This window comes from Stutzerimonas nitrititolerans (assembly GCF_003696285.1).
Classification (GTDB): Bacteria; Pseudomonadota; Gammaproteobacteria; order Pseudomonadales; family Pseudomonadaceae; genus Stutzerimonas; species Stutzerimonas nitrititolerans.
Window position 1 is genome coordinate 116515 of record NZ_RFFL01000010.1, and the last position, 18527, is coordinate 135041.

The 18527-nt window shown below is 62.6% G+C and carries 13 protein-coding genes; 8 read left to right on the plus strand and 5 right to left on the minus strand.

What is annotated here, in order from left to right; translation table 11 throughout:
• Positions 1 to 24 precede the first annotated feature (24 nt).
• From EA795_RS13880 to EA795_RS13910, 7 genes are all read left to right on the plus strand, one after another.
• Complete coding sequence (locus EA795_RS13880) at positions 25 to 1269, plus strand: MFS transporter (protein WP_122077937.1); 1245 nt, start codon at positions 25 to 27, stop codon at positions 1267 to 1269.
• Between the two features lie 117 nt (positions 1270 to 1386).
• Positions 1387 to 3294, plus strand: coding sequence for a molecular chaperone HtpG (gene htpG, locus EA795_RS13885; RefSeq protein ID WP_122077939.1), 1908 nt, complete (start codon positions 1387 to 1389; stop codon positions 3292 to 3294).
• 445 nt (positions 3295 to 3739) lie between these two features.
• Positions 3740 to 4018, plus strand: a complete 279-nt coding sequence (locus tag EA795_RS13890) for a YeaC family protein (protein ID WP_058075081.1) — start codon at positions 3740 to 3742, stop codon at positions 4016 to 4018.
• Positions 4018 to 4851 (plus strand): DUF2797 domain-containing protein, encoded by an 834-nt coding sequence (locus tag EA795_RS13895; RefSeq protein ID WP_122077941.1) that lies wholly within the window; start codon positions 4018 to 4020, stop codon positions 4849 to 4851. Before EA795_RS13890 ends, EA795_RS13895 begins: the two co-directional genes overlap by 1 nt.
• A gap of 134 nt (positions 4852 to 4985) precedes the next feature.
• Positions 4986 to 7643, plus strand: coding sequence for an aminopeptidase N (gene pepN, locus EA795_RS13900; protein WP_122077944.1), 2658 nt, complete (start codon positions 4986 to 4988; stop codon positions 7641 to 7643).
• Between the two features lie 339 nt (positions 7644 to 7982).
• Complete coding sequence (locus tag EA795_RS13905) at positions 7983 to 8993, plus strand: WD40/YVTN/BNR-like repeat-containing protein (RefSeq protein WP_376749658.1); 1011 nt, start codon at positions 7983 to 7985, stop codon at positions 8991 to 8993.
• On the plus strand, positions 8990 to 11365 hold the full coding sequence (locus EA795_RS13910; protein WP_122077946.1) for an efflux RND transporter permease subunit: 2376 nt from the start codon (positions 8990 to 8992) through the stop codon (positions 11363 to 11365). Before EA795_RS13905 ends, EA795_RS13910 begins: the two co-directional genes overlap by 4 nt.
• A gap of 154 nt (positions 11366 to 11519) precedes the next feature.
• Here the strand turns inward: EA795_RS13910 and EA795_RS13915 are convergent, their stop codons facing one another.
• The 3 genes from EA795_RS13915 to EA795_RS13925 all read right to left on the minus strand — a co-directional run bounded on the left by EA795_RS13915 (position 11520) and on the right by EA795_RS13925 (position 17061).
• A complete protein-coding gene (locus EA795_RS13915) occupies positions 11520 to 11927 on the minus strand; it encodes a PA2817 family protein (RefSeq protein WP_014853322.1) in 408 nt (135 codons plus the stop codon).
• A gap of 322 nt (positions 11928 to 12249) precedes the next feature.
• On the minus strand, positions 12250 to 14697 hold the full coding sequence (locus tag EA795_RS13920) for an acyl-CoA dehydrogenase (RefSeq protein WP_122077948.1): 2448 nt from the start codon (positions 14695 to 14697) through the stop codon (positions 12250 to 12252).
• Positions 14698 to 14877: 180 nt separating this feature from the next.
• Positions 14878 to 17061, minus strand: coding sequence for a patatin-like phospholipase family protein (locus EA795_RS13925; protein ID WP_058075086.1), 2184 nt, complete (start codon positions 17059 to 17061; stop codon positions 14878 to 14880).
• A 75-nt stretch (positions 17062 to 17136) separates the two neighbouring features.
• On the opposite strand from EA795_RS13925, the gene EA795_RS13930 reads away from it, so the two are divergent.
• Positions 17137 to 17418, plus strand: a complete 282-nt coding sequence (locus EA795_RS13930) for an Rdx family protein (protein ID WP_122077950.1) — start codon at positions 17137 to 17139, stop codon at positions 17416 to 17418.
• On the opposite strand, the gene EA795_RS13935 is transcribed toward EA795_RS13930, so the two are convergent.
• Together EA795_RS13935 and EA795_RS13940 are read right to left on the minus strand one after the other, a co-directional pair.
• Positions 17415 to 18287, minus strand: a complete 873-nt coding sequence (locus EA795_RS13935; RefSeq protein ID WP_058075087.1) for a DMT family transporter — start codon at positions 18285 to 18287, stop codon at positions 17415 to 17417. The two genes, EA795_RS13930 and EA795_RS13935, sit on opposite strands and share 4 nt — an antisense overlap.
• Positions 18284 to 18490 carry a hypothetical protein gene (locus tag EA795_RS13940; RefSeq protein WP_082641833.1) on the minus strand — a complete coding sequence of 69 codons (207 nt, stop codon included), beginning with the start codon at positions 18488 to 18490 and terminating at the stop codon, positions 18284 to 18286. Before EA795_RS13940 ends, EA795_RS13935 begins: the two co-directional genes overlap by 4 nt.
• Positions 18491 to 18527 lie beyond the last annotated feature (37 nt).

Consider the following 18527-nt stretch of genomic DNA (forward strand, 5'->3'; position numbering starts at 1 on the left):
TGGGCGATGTTTCAAGGAACTTGGATGGATGCGTTGCTGATACTCGGCGGCTTGCTGCTGATCGTGCTGGGGGCTGTCTGGCTGGTGGCGCTGGCTTTCGGTACCAGCCTGTTCTGGGGCGTCGGGGTACTGGCGCTGCCGCCCGTCTCGCTGCTGTTCGTGTTTCGCCACTGGACAACGGCGCGCAGGGCGCTGTTGCTGAGCAGCCTGGGGTTCATTCCGCTGGTGGCGGGTTTCACCCTGCTGGCGAGCCAGAATCCCGAACGACTGGCGGCGATCATCAGCCTCGAATGGCTGCACGAGAAGAGCGACGATCAGGTTCGACTGGCAATGGATGTACGTGGGCGCCTCGATGGCCGTCCGTTCAGTCCGCACCAGGGCGAGTTCATCAATGGCGTGCTGACGCTGCGTGAGGGTAGCGACTTCTTCGCCAACCAGGCCGTCAGCATTCGCCTGCCGCTCTCTGGCGATGGGCCGCTGCGCCTCGATGTGCTGCCTCAGGATACCGGCTCGCTTCCTGAGGTCGAAATCAGCTGGATGCAGCCCGAACAGGAGCTCCCCGAGGCCCGGCGCCTGTCCCATGGCTACACCCTGCATCTGGATCTGCAGCCGGTGCCGCCGAACAAGCTCGCCGGGGATTTTCATCTGGTACTGCCGCCTCGTTACAACACCAATCTCAGCGGTCGGGTAGAGCTCTACACCGACGACTTGCGTTATCGGGCCGGAGCGGTGGATACCCGCCATGACTCCCAGGCCACACTGGAACATGTGGCCACGGATTATCTGCAGCGTCGACATGCTACGCGACAGGTACAGCTCGAGTCCTTTCCGGCGGTGAGATTCCCTGCGACGTCCTTGCTGGCGACCATACAGGCCCGTGTGGATGGTCAGCAGCAGACCTACGAACTGCCGCTTGGCAAGGGGGCTCAAGGCTGGGCGGTGGCTGGCGATGAATACCCGCCGCTACCCGCCGAGCCCGAGCCGGTGGCTCCGCAGATCTCGACCCGAGCCGAAGAAGCGCCGGCTCCCACGCCGCGACTCGACCGGCGACAGCGTTTCTCCATGGAGCGTCTGCTGCGCGATCCTTCTGCCTATCGGAATCTCATGGTGCGCGCGCGTACCGAGCGGGGCGGCCTGGCCGAGGGACGTTTCCTCGGTATCGACCAGGATGGCAACCTGAACATTCGCCGGGTGATCAACGGACCTGGCGAGGCGCTTTACAACCTGGCGCCGGCGGAGATCGCCTCGCTCGAATTGCTGGAGCCCTGAGTGCAGCGCTCCGGCGCTGCGCGACTCTGCAGTCTTGAAATCCTCTCGTCTGCCCCCATCTGGCTGTCATCGCCGCGATCGCGGTCCGTGCCATTGACGATGTGGAGTTCGTAGACGATGAGTGTGGAAACTCAAAACAAAGAAACCCTGGGCTTCCAGACCGAAGTGAAGCAACTGCTTCACCTGATGATCCATTCGCTGTACTCGAACAAGGAAATCTTCCTTCGTGAGCTGATCTCCAACGCTTCCGACGCTGCCGACAAGCTGCGCTTCGAGGCGTTGGCTAAACCCGAATTGCTCGAAGGTGCCAGCGACCTGCGGATTCGCGTCAGCTACGACAAGGACGCCAAGACCGTTACCCTCGATGACAACGGCATCGGCATGAACCGCGACGACGTGGTGACCCACTTGGGCACCATCGCCAAGTCCGGCACCGCCGATTTCATGAAGCACCTGACCGGCGACCAGAAGAAGGATTCGCACCTGATCGGCCAGTTCGGTGTCGGCTTCTACTCGGCGTTCATCGTTGCCGACCAGGTGGAAGTCTTCAGCCGCCGCGCCGGTACGCCGGCGGAAGAGGGCGTCTACTGGTCCTCGAAGGGCGAGGGTGAATTCGAGGTTGCCACCGTCGAGAAGGCTGAGCGCGGCACCCGTATCGTCCTGCATCTGAAGGCTGGCGAAGAAGAGTTCGCCGACGGCTGGCGCCTGCGCAACGTTATCAAGAAGTACTCCGACCATATCGCGCTGCCCATCGAGTTGCCCAAGGAATTCCATGGCGAGGAGGAAGACAAGCCCGCCGAGCCTGAGTGGGAAACGGTCAACCGCGCCAGCGCGCTCTGGACCCGTCCGCGCACAGAGGTGAAGGACGAGGAATACCAGGAGTTCTACAAGCACGTTGCCCACGACTTCGAGAACCCGCTGGCCTGGAGCCACAACAAGGTCGAAGGCAAGCTGGAATACACCTCCTTGCTCTACGTGCCGGGCCGCGCACCGTTCGACCTGTACCAGCGCGAAGCGCCCAAGGGCCTCAAGCTCTATGTGCAGCGCGTGTTCATCATGGACCAGGCCGATGAGTTCCTGCCGCTGTACCTGCGCTTCATCAAGGGCGTCGTCGATTCCAACGACCTGTCGCTGAACGTCTCGCGCGAGATCCTGCAGAAGGACCCGGTGATCGACTCCATGAAGTCGGCACTGACCAAGCGCGTGCTGGACATGCTGGAGAAGCTGGCGAAGAACGAGCCCGAGCAGTACGCCTCCTTCTGGAAGCAGTTCGGCCAGGTGCTCAAGGAAGGTCCCGCCGAAGACTTCGCCAACAAGGAGAAGATCGCCAGCCTGCTGCGCTTTGCCTCCACCCAGGATGCCTCCGGCGAGCAGACGGTTTCGCTGGCCGATTACCTGGGCCGCGTGAAGGACGGCCAGGACAAGATCTACTTCCTCACCGGCGAGTCCTACGCCCAGGTCAAGAACAGCCCGCACCTGGAAGTCTTCCGCAAGAAGGGCATCGAAGTGCTGCTGCTCACCGATCGCATCGACGAGTGGCTGATGAGCTACCTGACCGAGTTCGACGGCAAGCAGTTCGTCGACGTGGCGCGTGGCGACCTGGATCTCGGCAAGCTGGATTCGGAAGAGGACAAGAAGGCCCAGGAAGAAATCGCCAAGGCGAAGGAAGGCCTGGTGGAGCGCCTCAAGGGAGCACTGGGTGACGCAGTGGCCGAGGTGCGGGTTTCCCATCGCCTCACCGACTCCCCTGCGATCCTCGCCATCGGCGAGCAGGACCTTGGACTGCAGATGCGCCAGATCCTCGAAGCCAGCGGGCAGAAGGTGCCGGAGTCCAAGCCGATCTTCGAGATCAACCCGCAGCATCCGCTGGTCGAGAAGCTGGATGCCGAGCCGGACGAAGACCGCTTCGCCGACCTCTCGCACATCCTCTTCGACCAGGCGGCGCTGGCGGCGGGCGACAGCCTCAAGGATCCGGCGGCCTATGTGCAGCGTCTGAACAAGCTGCTGGTGGAACTCTCCGCCTAAGCTCCGGCAGACGTAGCGAACTGAAGACACCGCTTTTCCTCACAAGGGAAAGCGGTGTTTTTCATTGCGCGCGAGTCTACCCGAATGGGTCGTCGGTCCCGGTCAGCATACAAAGCTTCGCGCCGAGGGCGGCCCTTCCACGGCTTGCACCATGCCAGCTGTCGAGAGTGATCGTGCCCATGCTCCTGCGTGGGTACGCGGCGTGCGATGCTCCGTCGCTGGGCGCAGAGCGCTGGGGTTGGGGTTCCCACGCGGGAGCATGGGAACCATCAGATCCTTGTGTGGGCGCGCCCTCGCGGCGAAAGCAGATGTCAGCCTGCCAGAAATGCCCGAAGCCTCGCCCCGAGGGCGGGGCTCCCACGATCAGAGCCTGCACGCCTTTCCTCCGGCGCCCCCCTGCCATTTCCAGTAGAATGTCCGTTTTGCTTGTCACCGGGAGCCGGCCATGTCGTCCTATATCGAAGCCATCGAAAACATCACCCCCGAAATCTATGAAAACCTCAAGACTGCCGTCGAGCTGGGCAAGTGGGGCGATGGGCGCAAATTGACCGCCGAGCAGAAGGAAACCTGCCTGGCCGCCATGATCGCCTGGGAAATGCAGAACCTGCCGGAAGAGCAACGCACGGGCTACATGGGTGGCCAGGAGTGCGGCTCCAAGAGCAAGAAGAACCAGGCACCCATCGACACCAGCCTGTTCGCTCCCGCTTCGGGAACTCGTCATTGATGCTTGAGTTGGGACGTGGCGCGCTGAGCAAGATGTCGGTGCAGCTGGGTGCGCCGGCACAGTATTTCTTCCGCCTGGACGATGCGCTGGTGCCGGTCAATCCGCTGATCGGCAAGACCCTGCGCCTGGAATACCTGGGTGCCATCCATTGCACGCATTGCGGGCGCAAGACCAACAAGAGTTTCAGCCAGGGATATTGCTATCCCTGCTTCAAGAAATTGCCGCAGTGCGACCTGTGCATCGTCAGCCCCGAGAGATGCCATCACGAGCTGGGCACCTGCCGTGATCCGCAGTGGGGCATGGACTTCTGCATGACGGACCATGTGGTCTATCTGGCCAATTCATCCGGCATCAAGGTGGGCATCACCCGCGCCACGCAGTTGCCGACACGTTGGCTGGATCAGGGCGCGAGCCAGGCGTTGCCGATCATGCGGGTCGCCACTCGCCAGCAGTCGGGCATGGTCGAAGACCTGCTGCGCAGTCAAGTCGCCGACCGCACGAACTGGCGCGCGCTGCTCAAGGGCGACGCAGACCCCATCGACCTGATACAGACCCGCGAAGATATTTTCGATACCTGTGCGGACGGCTTGCGAGCGCTCCAGCAGCGCTTCGGCTTGCAGGCGATCCAGCCGGTGGCCGACGCGGAAGTCGTCGAGATCCGCTATCCGGTCGAGGCGTACCCGACCAAGATCGTCAGCCTGGACCTGGAAAAGACGCCGGTGATCGAAGGCACGCTCAAGGGCATCAAGGGTCAATATCTGATTCTCGATACCGGCGTGATCAACATCCGCAAGTTCACGGCCTATCAGATAGCCGCAAGCTGCATGCAATGAGCTTGATCAGGCCCCCAGCTGTGGGTCACTCTTCAGCGATCCGCCGCAGCCAGCAGTAGGCGACTCAGCTACTGTCCCCGAACAACCTGCAGCTCGAGCCCGTCGCTTCGAGCTGCCTCGAAGAGGCCCGCCAGATGCGTACCGAACAACCGAAAGTCATTCATCTCAAGGATTACCAGGCGCCCGAATACCTGATCGATGAAACCCACCTGACCTTCGAACTGTATGAGGACCGCACGCTGGTGCACGCCCAACTGGTGATGCGCCGCAACCCGGCCGCGGGCAGTGGCCTGCCGCCGCTGGAGCTGCATGGACAGGACCTGGAATTGGTGTCGCTGTCGCTGAACGACCGTGAGCTGGGTCTGGGCGACTACCAGCTCGGCGAAAGCACCCTGACCCTGCAGCCGGACAGCGCCGAGTTCACCCTCGACAGCAGCGTGGTCATCCGCCCCGAAAGCAACACCGCGCTGGAAGGCCTGTACAAGTCCGGCAGCATGTTCTGCACCCAGTGCGAGGCGGAGGGCTTCCGCAAGATCACCTGGTACCTAGACCGTCCGGACGTGATGAGCAAGTTCACCACCACGGTCAGCGCCGAGCAGCACGCCTATCCCATCCTGCTTTCCAACGGCAACCCGATTGCCAGTGGCAGCGAAGACGATGGCCGGCACTGGGCCACCTGGGAAGACCCGTTCAAGAAGCCCGCCTATCTGTTCGCCCTGGTGGCCGGCGACCTCTGGTGCGTGGAGGACAGCTTCACCACCATGAGCGGTCGCGAGGTCGCCTTGCGCATCTACGTCGAGCCGGAAAACATCGACAAATGCCAGCACGCCATGGACAGCCTGAAGAAGTCCATGAAGTGGGACGAAGAGGCCTATGGCCGCGAGTACGATCTGGACATCTTCATGATCGTCGCGGTCAATGACTTCAACATGGGCGCCATGGAGAACAAGGGGCTCAACATCTTCAACTCCAGCGCCGTGCTGGCGCGCGCCGAGACGGCCACCGACGCCGCGCACCAGCGTGTCGAGGCCATCGTCGCCCACGAGTACTTCCACAACTGGTCGGGCAACCGTGTGACCTGCCGCGACTGGTTCCAGCTGTCGCTCAAGGAAGGTTTCACCGTCTTCCGTGACGCGCAGTTCTCCTCCGACATGAACTCGGCGACGGTCAAGCGCATCGAGGATGTGGCCTACCTGCGCACCCACCAGTTCGCCGAGGATGCCGGTCCCATGGCCCACTCGGTGCGCCCCGAATCCTTCATCGAGATATCCAACTTCTACACCCTGACCGTGTACGAGAAGGGTGCCGAAGTGGTGCGCATGATCCAGACGCTGCTCGGCGCGGAGGGCTTCCGCAAGGGCAGCGATCTGTATTTCGAGCGCCATGACGGCCAGGCCGTGACGGTCGATGATTTCGTCAAGGCCATGGAAGATGCCAATGGCGTGGACCTTGCTCAGTTCAAGCGCTGGTACAGCCAGTCCGGTACGCCACGCCTTGTCGTCAGCGAACAGTATGACCCCCAGGCGCAGAGCTACAGCCTGACGTTCCGCCAGAGCTGCCCGCCGACGCCGGGGCAGCCGAACAAGGAACCCTTCGTGATTCCGGTGGCCCTCGGCCTGCTGGATGCCAACGGCGCGGAGATCGCGTTGCGCCTGCAAGGCGAGGACGCGGCGAGCGGCACCACGCGGGTGCTGGCGGTGAGCGAAGCCGAGCAGACCTTCACCTTCGTCGATGTGCCTGAGCGTCCGCTGCCGTCGTTGCTGCGCGGCTTCTCGGCGCCGGTGAAGCTCGAATTCCCCTACAGCCGCGACCAGCTGATGTTCCTCATGCAGCACGACAGCGATGGCTTCAACCGCTGGGAAGCCGGCCAGCAGCTGTCCGTGCAGGTGTTGCAGGAGCTGATCGGGCAGTACCAGCGCGGCGAGCCGCTGGTCATGGACGAGCGACTCACCGAGGCGCTGCGCAGCCTGCTGCAGAACGAAACGCTGGATGCCGCCATGGTGGCCGAGATGCTCTCGCTGCCGAGCGAGGCCTATCTCACCGAGATCAGCGAAGTGGCCGATGTCGACGCTATCCACGCGGCGCGGGAATTCGCCCGGCGCGAACTGGGCAACGGTCTGTTCGAGCCGCTTTATCAGCGCTACATGACCAACCGCGAGGTGTCGCGCCAGACAGCCTACGAGGCCTCGGCCGAGCATTTCGCACGGCGTGCGCTGCAGAACATCGCGCTGGCCTATCTGATGTTCAGCGAGCGCTCGGACATTCTTTCCCTGTGCCTGGACCAGTTCGACAATGCCGACAACATGACCGAACGCCTGTCGGCACTGGCGTCGCTGATCAATTCGCCCTTCGAGGAGAAGCGTGCCAAGGCACTGGAAACCTTCGCCGAACACTTCAAGGACAACCCCCTGGTGATGGACCAGTGGTTCAGCGTGCAGGCGGCCAGCCCCTTGCCCGGCGGGCTGGAGCGAGTACAGGCGTTGATGCTGCACCCGGCCTTCACCCTGAAGAACCCCAACAAGGTGCGCGCGCTGATCGGTGCCTTCGCCAACCAGAACCTGGTCAACTTCCACCGTGCCGATGGCAGCGGCTACCGCTTCCTAGCCGACCAGGTCATTACCCTCAATGCACTGAACCCGCAGATCGCTTCGCGCTTGCTGGCGCCGCTGACGCGCTGGCGCAAGTACGACAGCGCTCGTCAGGCGCTGATGAAGGGCGAACTGGAGCGGATCCTTGCTTCTGGCGAGCTGTCCAGCGATGTCTACGAGGTGGTGAGCAAGAGCCTGGCCTGAGGCTTGGACGCGGAGCAGGCCATGCCCGGGCGAATGCCTTTCGCGGCTATGGCCTGCGTCTGCCGATGCATATCCGGTTGCAGGAATCGATGGCCGTCACCGGCCCTGTCCATGCCCTGTGATCAGGTTCCGAGAGTTAACAAAACATAACGTCCCGTCGATTGTAAGTGCTTTCTAAAGCTGGCTAGGATGGCTGCGCCCGTCACGATATTCGGGCCCTTACTAATAAGAACAAAGGGGATTGTTATGACTGAGCCCGTCTTCTGGCGCGGCCAGGCCGGCCCTGTGCCTGCCACTTCCTGTGGGGTGGAGCGCAACGGTTTCGCGTCCTTCATCCGGTTGTTTTCCACGTGCGGCCTGCTTGCGCTGCTGTGTGGCGGCGCGCCACTCCATGCGCAGACTGGCGATCCCCAGATTCGCTATTCCATCGAATCCGCCAGGGCGGCTTCCAGCCTGCTGCTCGATGTCACTCACGCGGGGGAACGTCTGGTCGCGGCGGGCGACCGGGGGCACATCCTCTATTCCGACGACGGCGGCGCCAGCTGGACCCAGGCGAAGGTACCTACCCGGCAGCTGCTTACCGCCATCTACTTCACCGATGCGCAACATGGCTGGGCGGTTGGCCACGATGCGCTGGTTCTGGCGAGCACCGATGGCGGCCAGACCTGGACGCAGCAATACGAGAATCGCGAGGGCGAGGTGCCCCTGCTCGACGTCTGGTTCGAGAACGCCGAACACGGGCTGGCGGTAGGCGCCTACGGGACGTTATTGGAAACCCATGACGGTGGAAAGACCTGGGATGATATCGCCGACCGACTCGAGAACGAAGACGGCTACCACCTGAACGCCATCGCCGCGATCAAGGATTCCGGCCTGTTCATCGTTGGTGAAATGGGCGGCATGTTTCGCTCCGCTGATCTCGGCCAGACCTGGGAACAGGTGGAATCGCCTTATCAAGGCTCCCTGTTCGGCGTAATCGGTGGCAGCGAAGCGGGTACCGTCGTTGCCTTCGGGTTGCGCGGGCACCTGTTTCGTTCGACGGATTTCGGCAACAGCTGGAAGCAGGTCGATTTGAATATCCGCGGTAATCCGCTCGAGGCCGGCCTGGCCGATGGCAATCTTCTTGGCGATGGCCGCATGGTGGTGGTTGGCCATGGCGGTGTAGTGCTGAGCAGCGATGACCAAGGGCGCTCGTTCCAGATTTACAGCCGTCCCGATCGTCGGTCACTGTCGGGAGTGATCGCCAATGCCGATGGCAACCTGATCCTCGCTGGGCAGAGCGGCGCGATCCTCGCTTCGCCTTCGGGCGCGAATTTGCCAACAAACAAGAATAAGTCGGAGCAGCCATGACCCAGCATCAACAGAGGCCGGCGTCCTTTCTCGAACGCCTGATTTTCAATAACAGACCGGCCGTCATTCTGGTCTGTCTGCTGCTCAGCGTGTTCCTGTTCTATCAGGCTGCTCAGGTTCGCCCCTCGACCAGCTTCGAAAAGATGATTCCGCTGGGGCATCCCTATATCCAGAACATGCTTGAGCATCGCGATGATCTGGCCAACCTCGGCAATACGGTGCGGATATCCGTTGCCGCCAAGGATGGCGATATCTTTTCGCGGGAATACATGGAAACGCTTCGCCAGATCCATGACGAAGTGTTCTACATCCAGGGTGTCGATCGCTCGAACATGAAGTCGCTCTGGAGCCCCAGCGTTCGCTGGACCGAGGTGACCGAACAGGGCTTCGCCGGGGGCGAGGTGATCCCCCAGACGTACGACGGTTCGGAAGAAAGCCTCGACGACCTGCGCAACAACATTCTCAAGTCGGGGCAGATCGGCCGACTGGTCGCCAACAACTTCAAGTCGAGCATCATCGATGTGCCGCTGATGGAGTCCTACTCGGACCCTGAGGATCGCAGCAAGCAGATCACCCTCGACTATCAGAAGTTCTCCCACGAGCTGGAAGAGAAAATCCGCGACAAGTACGAGACGCAGAACCCCAACGTGGAGATCCATATCATCGGCTTCGCCAAGAAGGTGGGTGATCTGATCGATGGGCTGGTGGGCGTCGCGCTGTTCTTCTTCGTCGCCATCGGCATCACGCTGGCATTGCTGCTGTGGTTCACCCGCTGTGTGAAGAGCACCATGGCGGTGGTGGTGACGACGCTGATCGCCGTGATCTGGCAGCTCGGCCTGCTGCACACCCTGAGCTTCGGTCTCGATCCCTATTCGATGCTGGTACCGTTCCTGGTCTTCGCCATCGGCATTTCCCATGGCGTGCAGAAAATCAACGGCATCGCCATGGCGTCGGGCGAAACCGACGACCCGCTGGTCGCGGCGCGTCTGGCGTTCCGCCAATTGTTCGTGCCCGGCATGGTGGCGCTGGCTTCCGACGCCGTGGGTTTCGTGACGCTGCTGCTGATCGACATCGGGGTGATTCGCGAACTGGCTATCGGTGCCTCCCTGGGTGTGGCAGTGATCATCCTGACCAACCTGATCCTGCTCCCGGTGGCGATTTCCTATCTGGGTATCAGCCAGCGCTCGGTCAAGCAGGCACGTGAAGAAGCCTCCCGCGAGCATCCGTTCTGGCGCTTGCTGTCCAATTTCGCGAACCCGGTGGTTGCACCGATCTCCATCGTGATCGCCTTGATTGCCGTGGGTGGTGGCCTCTGGTACGGCCAGAACCTGAAGATCGGCGATCTCGATCAGGGAGCCCCTGAGCTGCGTCCCGATTCGCGCTACAACCAGGACAACGATTTCGTCATCAACAATTATTCGACCAGCTCCGATGTGCTGGTGATCATGGTTAAGACCGCGCCCGAAGGCTGTGCCCATTACGACACGCTCGCCGCCATGGACGAGCTGATGTGGAAGATGGAAAACACTGCGGGCGTGCAGTCGGCGGTATCGATGGTGACCGTCGCCCGGCAGAGCATCAAGGGCATGAACGAAGGCAGCCTGAAGTGGGAGACGCTGTCGCGCAACCAGTTCGTGCTCAACAACTCCATTGCGCGTGCCGAGGGCATGTACAACGGCGACTGCTCGCTGGCTCCGCTGCTGGTGTTCCTTAACGATCACAAGGCAGAGACCCTGGAACATGTGGTTTCCGCAGCTAGGGAATTTGCCGAAGCGAACAATCGTGAGGGACTGGAGTTCGTGCTGGCGGCCGGTAACGCGGGTATCGAGGCGGCTACCAACGAGGTGATTGCCGCATCGGAAACCACCATGCTCATTGCCGTCTATGCCGCGGTAAGTTTCATGTGTCTGCTGACCTTCCGCTCGGTCGCCGCGACGCTGTGCGTCATTCTGCCGTTGGTGCTGACCTCCATTCTGGGCAACGCGCTCATGGCGTTCATGGGTATCGGTGTGAAGGTAGCGACGCTTCCGGTTATCGCTCTGGGCGTCGGCATCGGTGTGGACTATGGCATCTACATCTACAGCCGCCTGGAAACCTACCTGAGGCAAGGCATGACGCTGCAGGAGGCCTACTACCAGACCCTCAAGTCGACCGGCAAGGCGGTCATTTTCACGGGAATCTGCCTGGCGATCGGAGTCTTTACCTGGGTCTTCTCGGCGATCAAGTTCCAGGCGGACATGGGCTTGATGCTGACCTTCATGTTCCTCTGGAACATGGTGGGCGCGATCTGGCTGCTGCCGGCCCTGGCCCGCTTCCTGATCAAGCCAGCGAAACTGACAGGCAAGGTTGGGGGGCCGCTGCTGGCGAACTGAAACGTTTCAAAGTCGCTCGGGGGTTTGAGGCTCGCATCGGAGGATGCGGGCCTTTTTTTATCCGGCCGTGATGTCTGCTGGTGGTGTCGTCGAGCCGATTGCCGAGCGCGCTCGGCAACTGACTCGATGTGAGCCTCGGCTTTTTCCAGGAGTCTCAGTGACGGGCGCCTTCTGCGGGCATCGTCAGCAGCTGCTTCTCATGGTTCCAGTCGAACGGCTCGTCGTTCTGTTCGGCTTCGTAGCGGCGCTCTTCCAGAGCCTGGAAGATGGCGATCTCTTCGTCGGGCATGAAGTGCAGGCAGTCGCCGCCGAAGAACCACAAGAGGTCGCGGGGAACCAGGTGAGCGATTTGCGGGTAGCGATGGAAGACCTGGCAGATCATGTCCTGGCCCAGATGGCGTTCTTCCGGGACTTCCCGCAGGTTCATGACCAGTTCATCGAAACGCTCGAGAAACATGGCGTGGCTTTCTTCCGATACTTGCTCGTTCTCGCCCATGGCCAGCAGGATGCCGCGCAGATGGGCGAGGAGGGCGAGGTTGTAGTCGTGGTATGCGTTGGCCATTGTGCACCTATGTCTTTGATGTGGGCGCGATTATAGAGGGACGCGCCTGGTGAGTGGGGCTTGTCTGGTTGACTCGCTGGGTGGGTGAGGGTTCGGAGGGGTTGACGAGTGCGCCTGTTCGCGAGGGCATACCTTCCACAAAAGCGCTGCGTTTTGCCGTTCGATCTTATGGGAGGCTGCCCCGGCACGAAGCTTTCAGCTCGCGGGCAGGCTCTCGCCTGCATTTGCTGCGAGGGCGCAGCTCCCACGGAAGCGATGCGGTGTGGCTTTCGATTTTGTGGGAGGGCCACCCTCGGCGCTAAGCTTTTGGGAACGATCCTGACTAGCGAACCCGCCCCGCCTGCAGTTCCAGTTCCTCCTTGCTGAAGTCATCGACGTCGATGACCTGGCGCCTGGCGGATTCGGCGTTGCGCAGTTGCATGGCTTCTTCTTCGCTGACGATGCCGGCCTCGGCTGCCGCCTGAATCGGATCTTCGTTGGCGGTGATCCGCAGTTCGCCGCTTTTGATCGCCTTGTGCAGCTTGCGTGCAAGCGGTTGCGTGGCTGCGAGGGTGTCGAATGCGTGGCTGAGCGCGCCCAGCGGTTCCTCGGCATCCTGTGGCCGGTACGTGCCATCGAGAATCTGTTCCAGGGCCGGATCGCCTTCGCGGCGTCCGAGAATTTCCGCGACTTGTGCATCCAGCGCATCGGAAGGGCCCGTGTGCCGAGCACCGAAGGGGAACACCACCAGGTGGAGCAAGCACCCCAGGGCACGGTTGGGGAAGTTGCTCAGCGTACCCTGCAAGGCCTCTTCGGCCTTGCAGAGACAGTCTTCCAGCGCCCAGCGCAGCAGCGGCTCCTGTTCCGTCGGGTGGCCGAGGTCGTGGTAACGCTTGAGCGCGGCGGAAGCCAGGTAGAGATGACTGAGCACATCACCCAGGCGCGCTGACAGTCGCTCGCGCCGCTTGAGTTCACCGCCCAGCAGCATCATCGACAGGTCGGCCAGCATCGCGAACGCGGCGGCGAGCCTGTTCAGCGCGCGGAAATACGGGCGGGTAACGGCATTGCCCGGCGCCTTGCCGAGCAACCCGAAGGAGAGCCCCAGCACCAGCGTGCTGGCCGTGTTGCCGACGGCGAAGCCGATATGCTGCATCAGCAGCTCGTCGAAGCGGGCTACCGCGGCGTCGCGATCCGGCTCCTGCACCAGCTCCATTTCCCTCAGCACGAAGGGATGGCAACGGATCGCGCCCTGGCCGAAGATCATCAAATTGCGCGAGAGGATGTTGGCGCCCTCCACGGTGATGGAGATCGGTGCCGACAGCCACAGACGGCCGAGGTAGTTGTTCGGGCCGAGGATGATGCCTTTGCCGCCGTGGATGTCCATGGCGTCGGTGATGCACCTGCGGCCGCGTTCGGTGAGGTGGTACTTGAGGATGGCCGAGAGGACCGAGGGTTTTTCGCCCAGGTCCACCGCATGGGCGGTCAGGATGCGCGCGCTGTCCATCAGCCAGGCGTTGCCGCCGATGCGTGCCAGGGGTTCCTGGATGCCTTCGAAGGCCGCCAGCGGCACGTTGAACTGCTCGCGGATGTTCGCGTAGCGGCCGCTGACGAAACTGCAGACCTTGGCGGCGCTGGTACCGGTGGCCGGCAGCGAGATCGAGCGTCCGACCGAGAGGCAGTTCATCAGCATCATCCAGCCTTTGCCGATCATCTCGCGCCCGCCGATGATGGCTTCCAACGGTACGAAGACGTCCTTGCCCCAGTTCGGGCCGTTCATGAAGGCCGCGCCCAGGGGCAGATGACGGCGGCCGATTTCGACGCCGGCGGTCTCGGTGGGGATCAGCGCCAGGCTGATGCCGAGCTCCTCTTCGTCACCCAGGAGGTGATCCGGGTCGTAGGTCTTGAAGGCGACGCCGAGCAAGGTCGCTATCGGACCGAGGGTAATGTAGCGCTTTTCCCAGTTCAGGCGCAGGCCGAGCACTTCTTCGCCTTGCCACAGGCCTGTGCAGATCACCCCGCTGTCGTTCATGGCGCCGGCATCCGAGCCGGCATAGGGGCCGGTGAGGGCGAAGCAGGGGATGTCGGTGCCGTTGGCCAGGCGCGGCAGGTAATGGTTGCGCTGTTCGTCGGTGCCGTAGTGCATCAGCAATTCGGCCGGGCCGAGGGAGTTGGGGACCATGACCGTGCTGGCCAGATCGCCGCTGCGGGTGGCGAGCTTCATCACGATCTGCGAATGGGCATAGGCGGAGAAGCCCTTGCCGCCGTACTCCTTGGGGATGATCAGCGCGAAGAAGCCCTGGGCCTTGATGTACTCCCAGGCTTGCGGCGGCAGGTCCATGCGCTGGCTGATGTCCCATTCGCTGACCATGGCGCAGAGCATTTCGGTGGGGCCGTCGAGGAATGCCTGTTCCTCTTCGGTGAGCTTCGCCCTGGGATAGCCGAGCAGGGTGTCCCAGTTAGGGCGCCCGCTGAACAGTTCGCCGTCCCACCAGACGCTGCCGGCCTCGATGGCATCGCGCTCGGTGTCGGAGATCGGTGGCAGGACCTTCTTGAACCAGTCGAACATCGGCCCGCTGAAATACTTGATGCGCACATCCGCCAGCAGGATCGGGATCGCCACCACGAGCAACACGAGCCAAAGCACGACCATCAGCCAGACCGGCGTTCCATCGGCCGCGCCCATGAGCGCCAGGTAGACCGCGACGATGGCGAGCGCCGGAACGGGCGACACGCGGTAATGGGCTATCAGCGCGATACCGAGCAGTAGAACGAGCAACCAGATCAGCGTCATGGGGAGTCCTTGTACGTTGGCCATATGGGTTTCAGCATAGCTGGATAGCGATATGGACAAGCTGCGGCTGTTTGTTCTCCGGTGAGGCCTTTCTCCTCATGCCTCGCGCAAAAACAGGCTCCGCGCGGCCGCGGACGAAACGTCAACAGACCCTGGCCGGCTGTTGCGTCCCGTTCGAACCTAGAAGTTGCGGCCCAGGTTCATATAGAGCGCCCGCTCGTCCTCGTCGTTGAACCCGTAACTGAAGTTCAGCGGGCCCAACGGCGTCTCGTAGCTGAGAAACAGGCTGGCTGCATTGATGTAGCCGCTGTCGAATTCGTTGTCGTTGTTCCAGGCGCGCCCACGCTCCAGCGAAGCACCGAGGTACAGCGGAAAATCCAGCGGCGAGAACGAGCGCGGCGTCAGGCGGCGCAGATAGACCATCCGGCCCAGGCTGACGTTCTGCCCTGCCAGCGAATCCTGACGGAAGCCGGACAGTTGCCGAGCGCCGCCGAGCAGGAAGCTGGAGGTCACCACTTCGGCATCATCCAGGGTGCGGCCGTAGCGCCCACCCAGCACGAAGGTGTTGGGGCCGTAACTGAGCGCCTTGTCCAGGTGCAGCTCCCACTGGCGATAGCGCTCGTCGGAGCCCAGGCTGGGGTCGTACTGCCGCAACGTCAGGCCGATCTCTTCGCCTTCACGCGGGAAATCGACGTTGTCCACCGTATCGAAGGAATACTGCAGGCCGTAATAGCCCTCGGTGAAGCTGAAGTCCGGTAGCCGCTGGTCGCCGACGCGCACCTCGGCGTTGCCCCAGGCATGGCCGATGCCGAAGCGGATTTCGCCATTGTTGGCGATCTGCCGGCCCAGGTTCAGGCCGTAGCCGTAGCGCTGCAGGCGGTATTCGGCGACGGGGTCGTTGTCCAGGATCGATTCGACGTTCTGCGCTTCGGCGAGCAGGTTGGGCGCGACGAACCAGCGCGAGCCGGCATCGAGCGGCTGATAGAACTCGGTGTAGAGCTCCTGATGATCGCCTAGCTGCAGACGCGTCAGCCATTCCGCGCCCAGTTCGTTGATGCCGTTCTTGCGGTAGCTGGCGCCGATATTGAACGCGCTGTCGCCACGAAAATCATCGGACAGGTTCAGCCCCAGGCGCAGGTAGTCGGTACCGGAGCGTTTCTCCCGTGCGCTGATGACCAGGATGTTGCCCAGCGAGCCCGGAACGACGCGGTATTCGACCTGTTCGAAATACTCCAGACCGTACAGGGTGCCCATGTCCTTCTGCAGACCCTCCAGGTCCAGGGGCTCGCCGAGTTCCTGACGGATATGGCGACGGATCACCCGGTCGCCGACCTTGGAGTCGTTCTCGATGCGAATCCCGGTGATCATGGGCGTGCGCGGCTCCGAGGTCCTGGCCAGGCTGAGCGCCGGATTGCCGCCGGCGTTCACGCTCATGCTGGCCAGGCGCCCTTGCAGGGCGGACGCGGCGCGGTAGCCGGCGTCGATCAGTTGCTCGGCGCGGCTGAAATCGGTGGAACCGTAGCCGCTCAGGGCCGGCTGCACCAGCAGGTCCTCGGGGCGCAGGGTGGCCAGCTGGGCCTCGGAATTGCGTCGGGTCATCATGGTAGTGGTCTGATTGAGCACATCGACCACCGTCAGCAGTTCGTTGCGCGGCTTCAGCGGCGTGCCGATATCCACCACGATCAGGCGATCGACACCCATGTCGCGGGCGACGTCCATGGGAATGTTGTCGACCATGCCGCCATCGACCAGCAGACGGCCCTCGATCTCCACCGGCGCGAACACCGCCGGGATCGACATGCTGGCGCGGATGGCCTGGGGCAGGTGGCCGCTGCGGAATATTACCTTCTCGTCGTTGGCGACATCGGTGGCCACGGCGCGGAAGGGAATCGGCAGGTGGTCGAAGTTGCGCGTATCGCTGATGTGCACCAGCAGCCGCTCCAGCAGGAGCGCGAGGTTCTGGCCCTGGATCACGCCGAGCGGCAGGCCCAGGCTACCGTCGTCACGGAAGCTCAGTTTCTGCTTGACCAGGAAGTCGCGGTCATCCTGCTTGCGGCGAAAGGGAACGTCCTGGCGCGGCGGGTCGTCGGACAGCACCTGCTGCCAATCCAGCGTCAATGCCAGTTTCTCCAGCTCGGCCACGCTGTAGCCCGATGCGTAGAGCCCGCCAATCACCGCGCCCATGCTGGTGCCAGCCACCGCGTCGATGTGCACGCCGTTCTCTTCCAGCGCCTTGAGCACGCCGATGTGAGCCAATCCGCGTGCGGCGCCTCCGGAAAGCACCAGGCCGGTTTTCGGCTGCGGCACGTCGGCGAAACCGGAGAGGGGTAGCAGCAATAGCAGAGTCAGCAGCAGACGAGACATGGTCACCCGGGGCAGGCGCAGGGAAAAAGGGCCGTTATTATAGGCGCTTCCACCATGCCGTCAGAGTAGAGCGAGATGAGTCCAGCCAGGCCTGAAATCGTCATCACCTATTGCACTCAGTGCCAGTGGCTGTTGCGCGCGGCCTGGCTGGCGCAGGAGCTGCTGTCCACATTTGGCGAGGACCTGGGCAAGGTGTCGCTGGTGCCGGCTACCGGTGGCACCTTCCACATCAGCTGCGATGGCGCGCAGATCTGGGAACGCAAGCTGGACGGCGGGTTTCCCGAGGCCAAGGTATTGAAGCAGCGCGTGCGCGATCGCATCGATCCGCAGCGCTCGCTGGGGCATAACGACCGCTAGGGCTTCACTACGGCAGGGCTTGCCGCCTTCAGGCGGCTGGTGATGACGCTGGCCAGGATGATCAGCACGCCGCCGACCAGCATGCTCAGGGTGGGCTGCTCATTGAACAGCCACCAGGCGATGGCGATTCCGTAGACCGGTTCGAGCGCGAAGATCACCGAGGTGGTCCGTGCCTTGAGCACCCGCAGGCTGGCCACGAACAGGCTGTGGGCCAAGCCGGTGCAGAGTACGCCGAGCAGCGCCAGCCATAGCCAGTCGGCAGCGGGTATGGCGGGGATCGCCGACCAGGCGAACGGCAGCAGACCCAGCATGATGGCGGCGTTCTGCCAGAGCGCGGCCTGCACCGGATCGACGCCGACGGTGACGGCCCGGTTGAGCAGCGAGAGCAGGGCGAACAGCAATCCCGACAGCACGCCGTACAGCAGGCCGATGGTCGCTTCGCTGCCCAGGTCGAATTCCGGTGTGACCAGCAGCAGGCCCAGGCAAACCATCGCCACCATGGCGAATTCGATCGGCCGGGTGCGCTCGCGAAACAGCAGACCTTCGAGCATCAGGGTGAATGCGGGAAAGCTGGCGAACCCGAGCGTGGCGATGCCGACGCCGGCGACCTTCACGGCGACGAAGAAGGTCAGCCAGTGTCCGCCCAGCAACAGCGCACCCAGCACCAGGCCCGCGCGTTGCCGTACGCTCGGGCGCGCGCCGCTGCGTGGCAGCAACTGCGCGGCCAGAAGCAGGGCGAGCACGGCAAACAGCGCGCGACCGAAGGTGATCGTCAGCGGATCGCTGACGGCCAGCTTGCCGAAGACGCCGGACAACCCGAACATCAGCGCGCCGAAGTGGACGGCGAGCAGTGCATTGCGACGGGTCATGGGCGGTGGACCGACGCTGGACGCTCGATAGCAGGCCGTTGAAAAACTACCTGTGTTGGCAATACTGCGTTAAAAACAGCCTCAAAATGCTCATTTAGAACACCTAAACTGCGCTTTTTCGGCCGTTTTTGCCTTGTCTTGCCTGCCTCGCCTACGTTTTTCAACAGCCTGATAGGGGAGGATTTTCCGCTGATGTCGAGCATGAAGCCTCTTTGGCGTGCCTGAGTCAGAAATTTCGGT

Excerpts from the sequence above, each read along its gene's own strand:
- EA795_RS13925 (WP_058075086.1), bottom strand. The coding sequence starts at position 17,061 with ATGTCTCGTCTGCTGCTGACTCTGCTATTGCTGCTACCCCTCTCCGGT.
- EA795_RS13935 (WP_058075087.1), bottom strand. The coding sequence starts at position 18,287 with ATGACCCGTCGCAATGCACTGCTCGCCGTCCACTTCGGCGCGCTGATG.
- EA795_RS13940 (WP_082641833.1), bottom strand. The coding sequence starts at position 18,490 with ATGCTCGACATCAGCGGAAAATCCTCCCCTATCAGGCTGTTGAAAAAC.
- htpG (WP_122077939.1), top strand. The coding sequence starts at position 1,387 with ATGAGTGTGGAAACTCAAAACAAAGAAACCCTGGGCTTCCAGACCGAA.
- EA795_RS13890 (WP_058075081.1), top strand. The coding sequence starts at position 3,740 with ATGTCGTCCTATATCGAAGCCATCGAAAACATCACCCCCGAAATCTAT.
- pepN (WP_122077944.1), top strand. The coding sequence starts at position 4,986 with ATGCGTACCGAACAACCGAAAGTCATTCATCTCAAGGATTACCAGGCG.
- EA795_RS13910 (WP_122077946.1), top strand. The coding sequence starts at position 8,990 with ATGACCCAGCATCAACAGAGGCCGGCGTCCTTTCTCGAACGCCTGATT.
- EA795_RS13930 (WP_122077950.1), top strand. The coding sequence starts at position 17,137 with ATGAGTCCAGCCAGGCCTGAAATCGTCATCACCTATTGCACTCAGTGC.
- EA795_RS13895 (WP_122077941.1), top strand. The coding sequence starts at position 4,018 with ATGCTTGAGTTGGGACGTGGCGCGCTGAGCAAGATGTCGGTGCAGCTG.
- EA795_RS13920 (WP_122077948.1), bottom strand. The coding sequence starts at position 14,697 with ATGACGCTGATCTGGTTGCTCGTTCTACTGCTCGGTATCGCGCTGATA.
- EA795_RS13880 (WP_122077937.1), top strand. The coding sequence starts at position 25 with ATGGATGCGTTGCTGATACTCGGCGGCTTGCTGCTGATCGTGCTGGGG.
- EA795_RS13915 (WP_014853322.1), bottom strand. The coding sequence starts at position 11,927 with ATGGCCAACGCATACCACGACTACAACCTCGCCCTCCTCGCCCATCTG.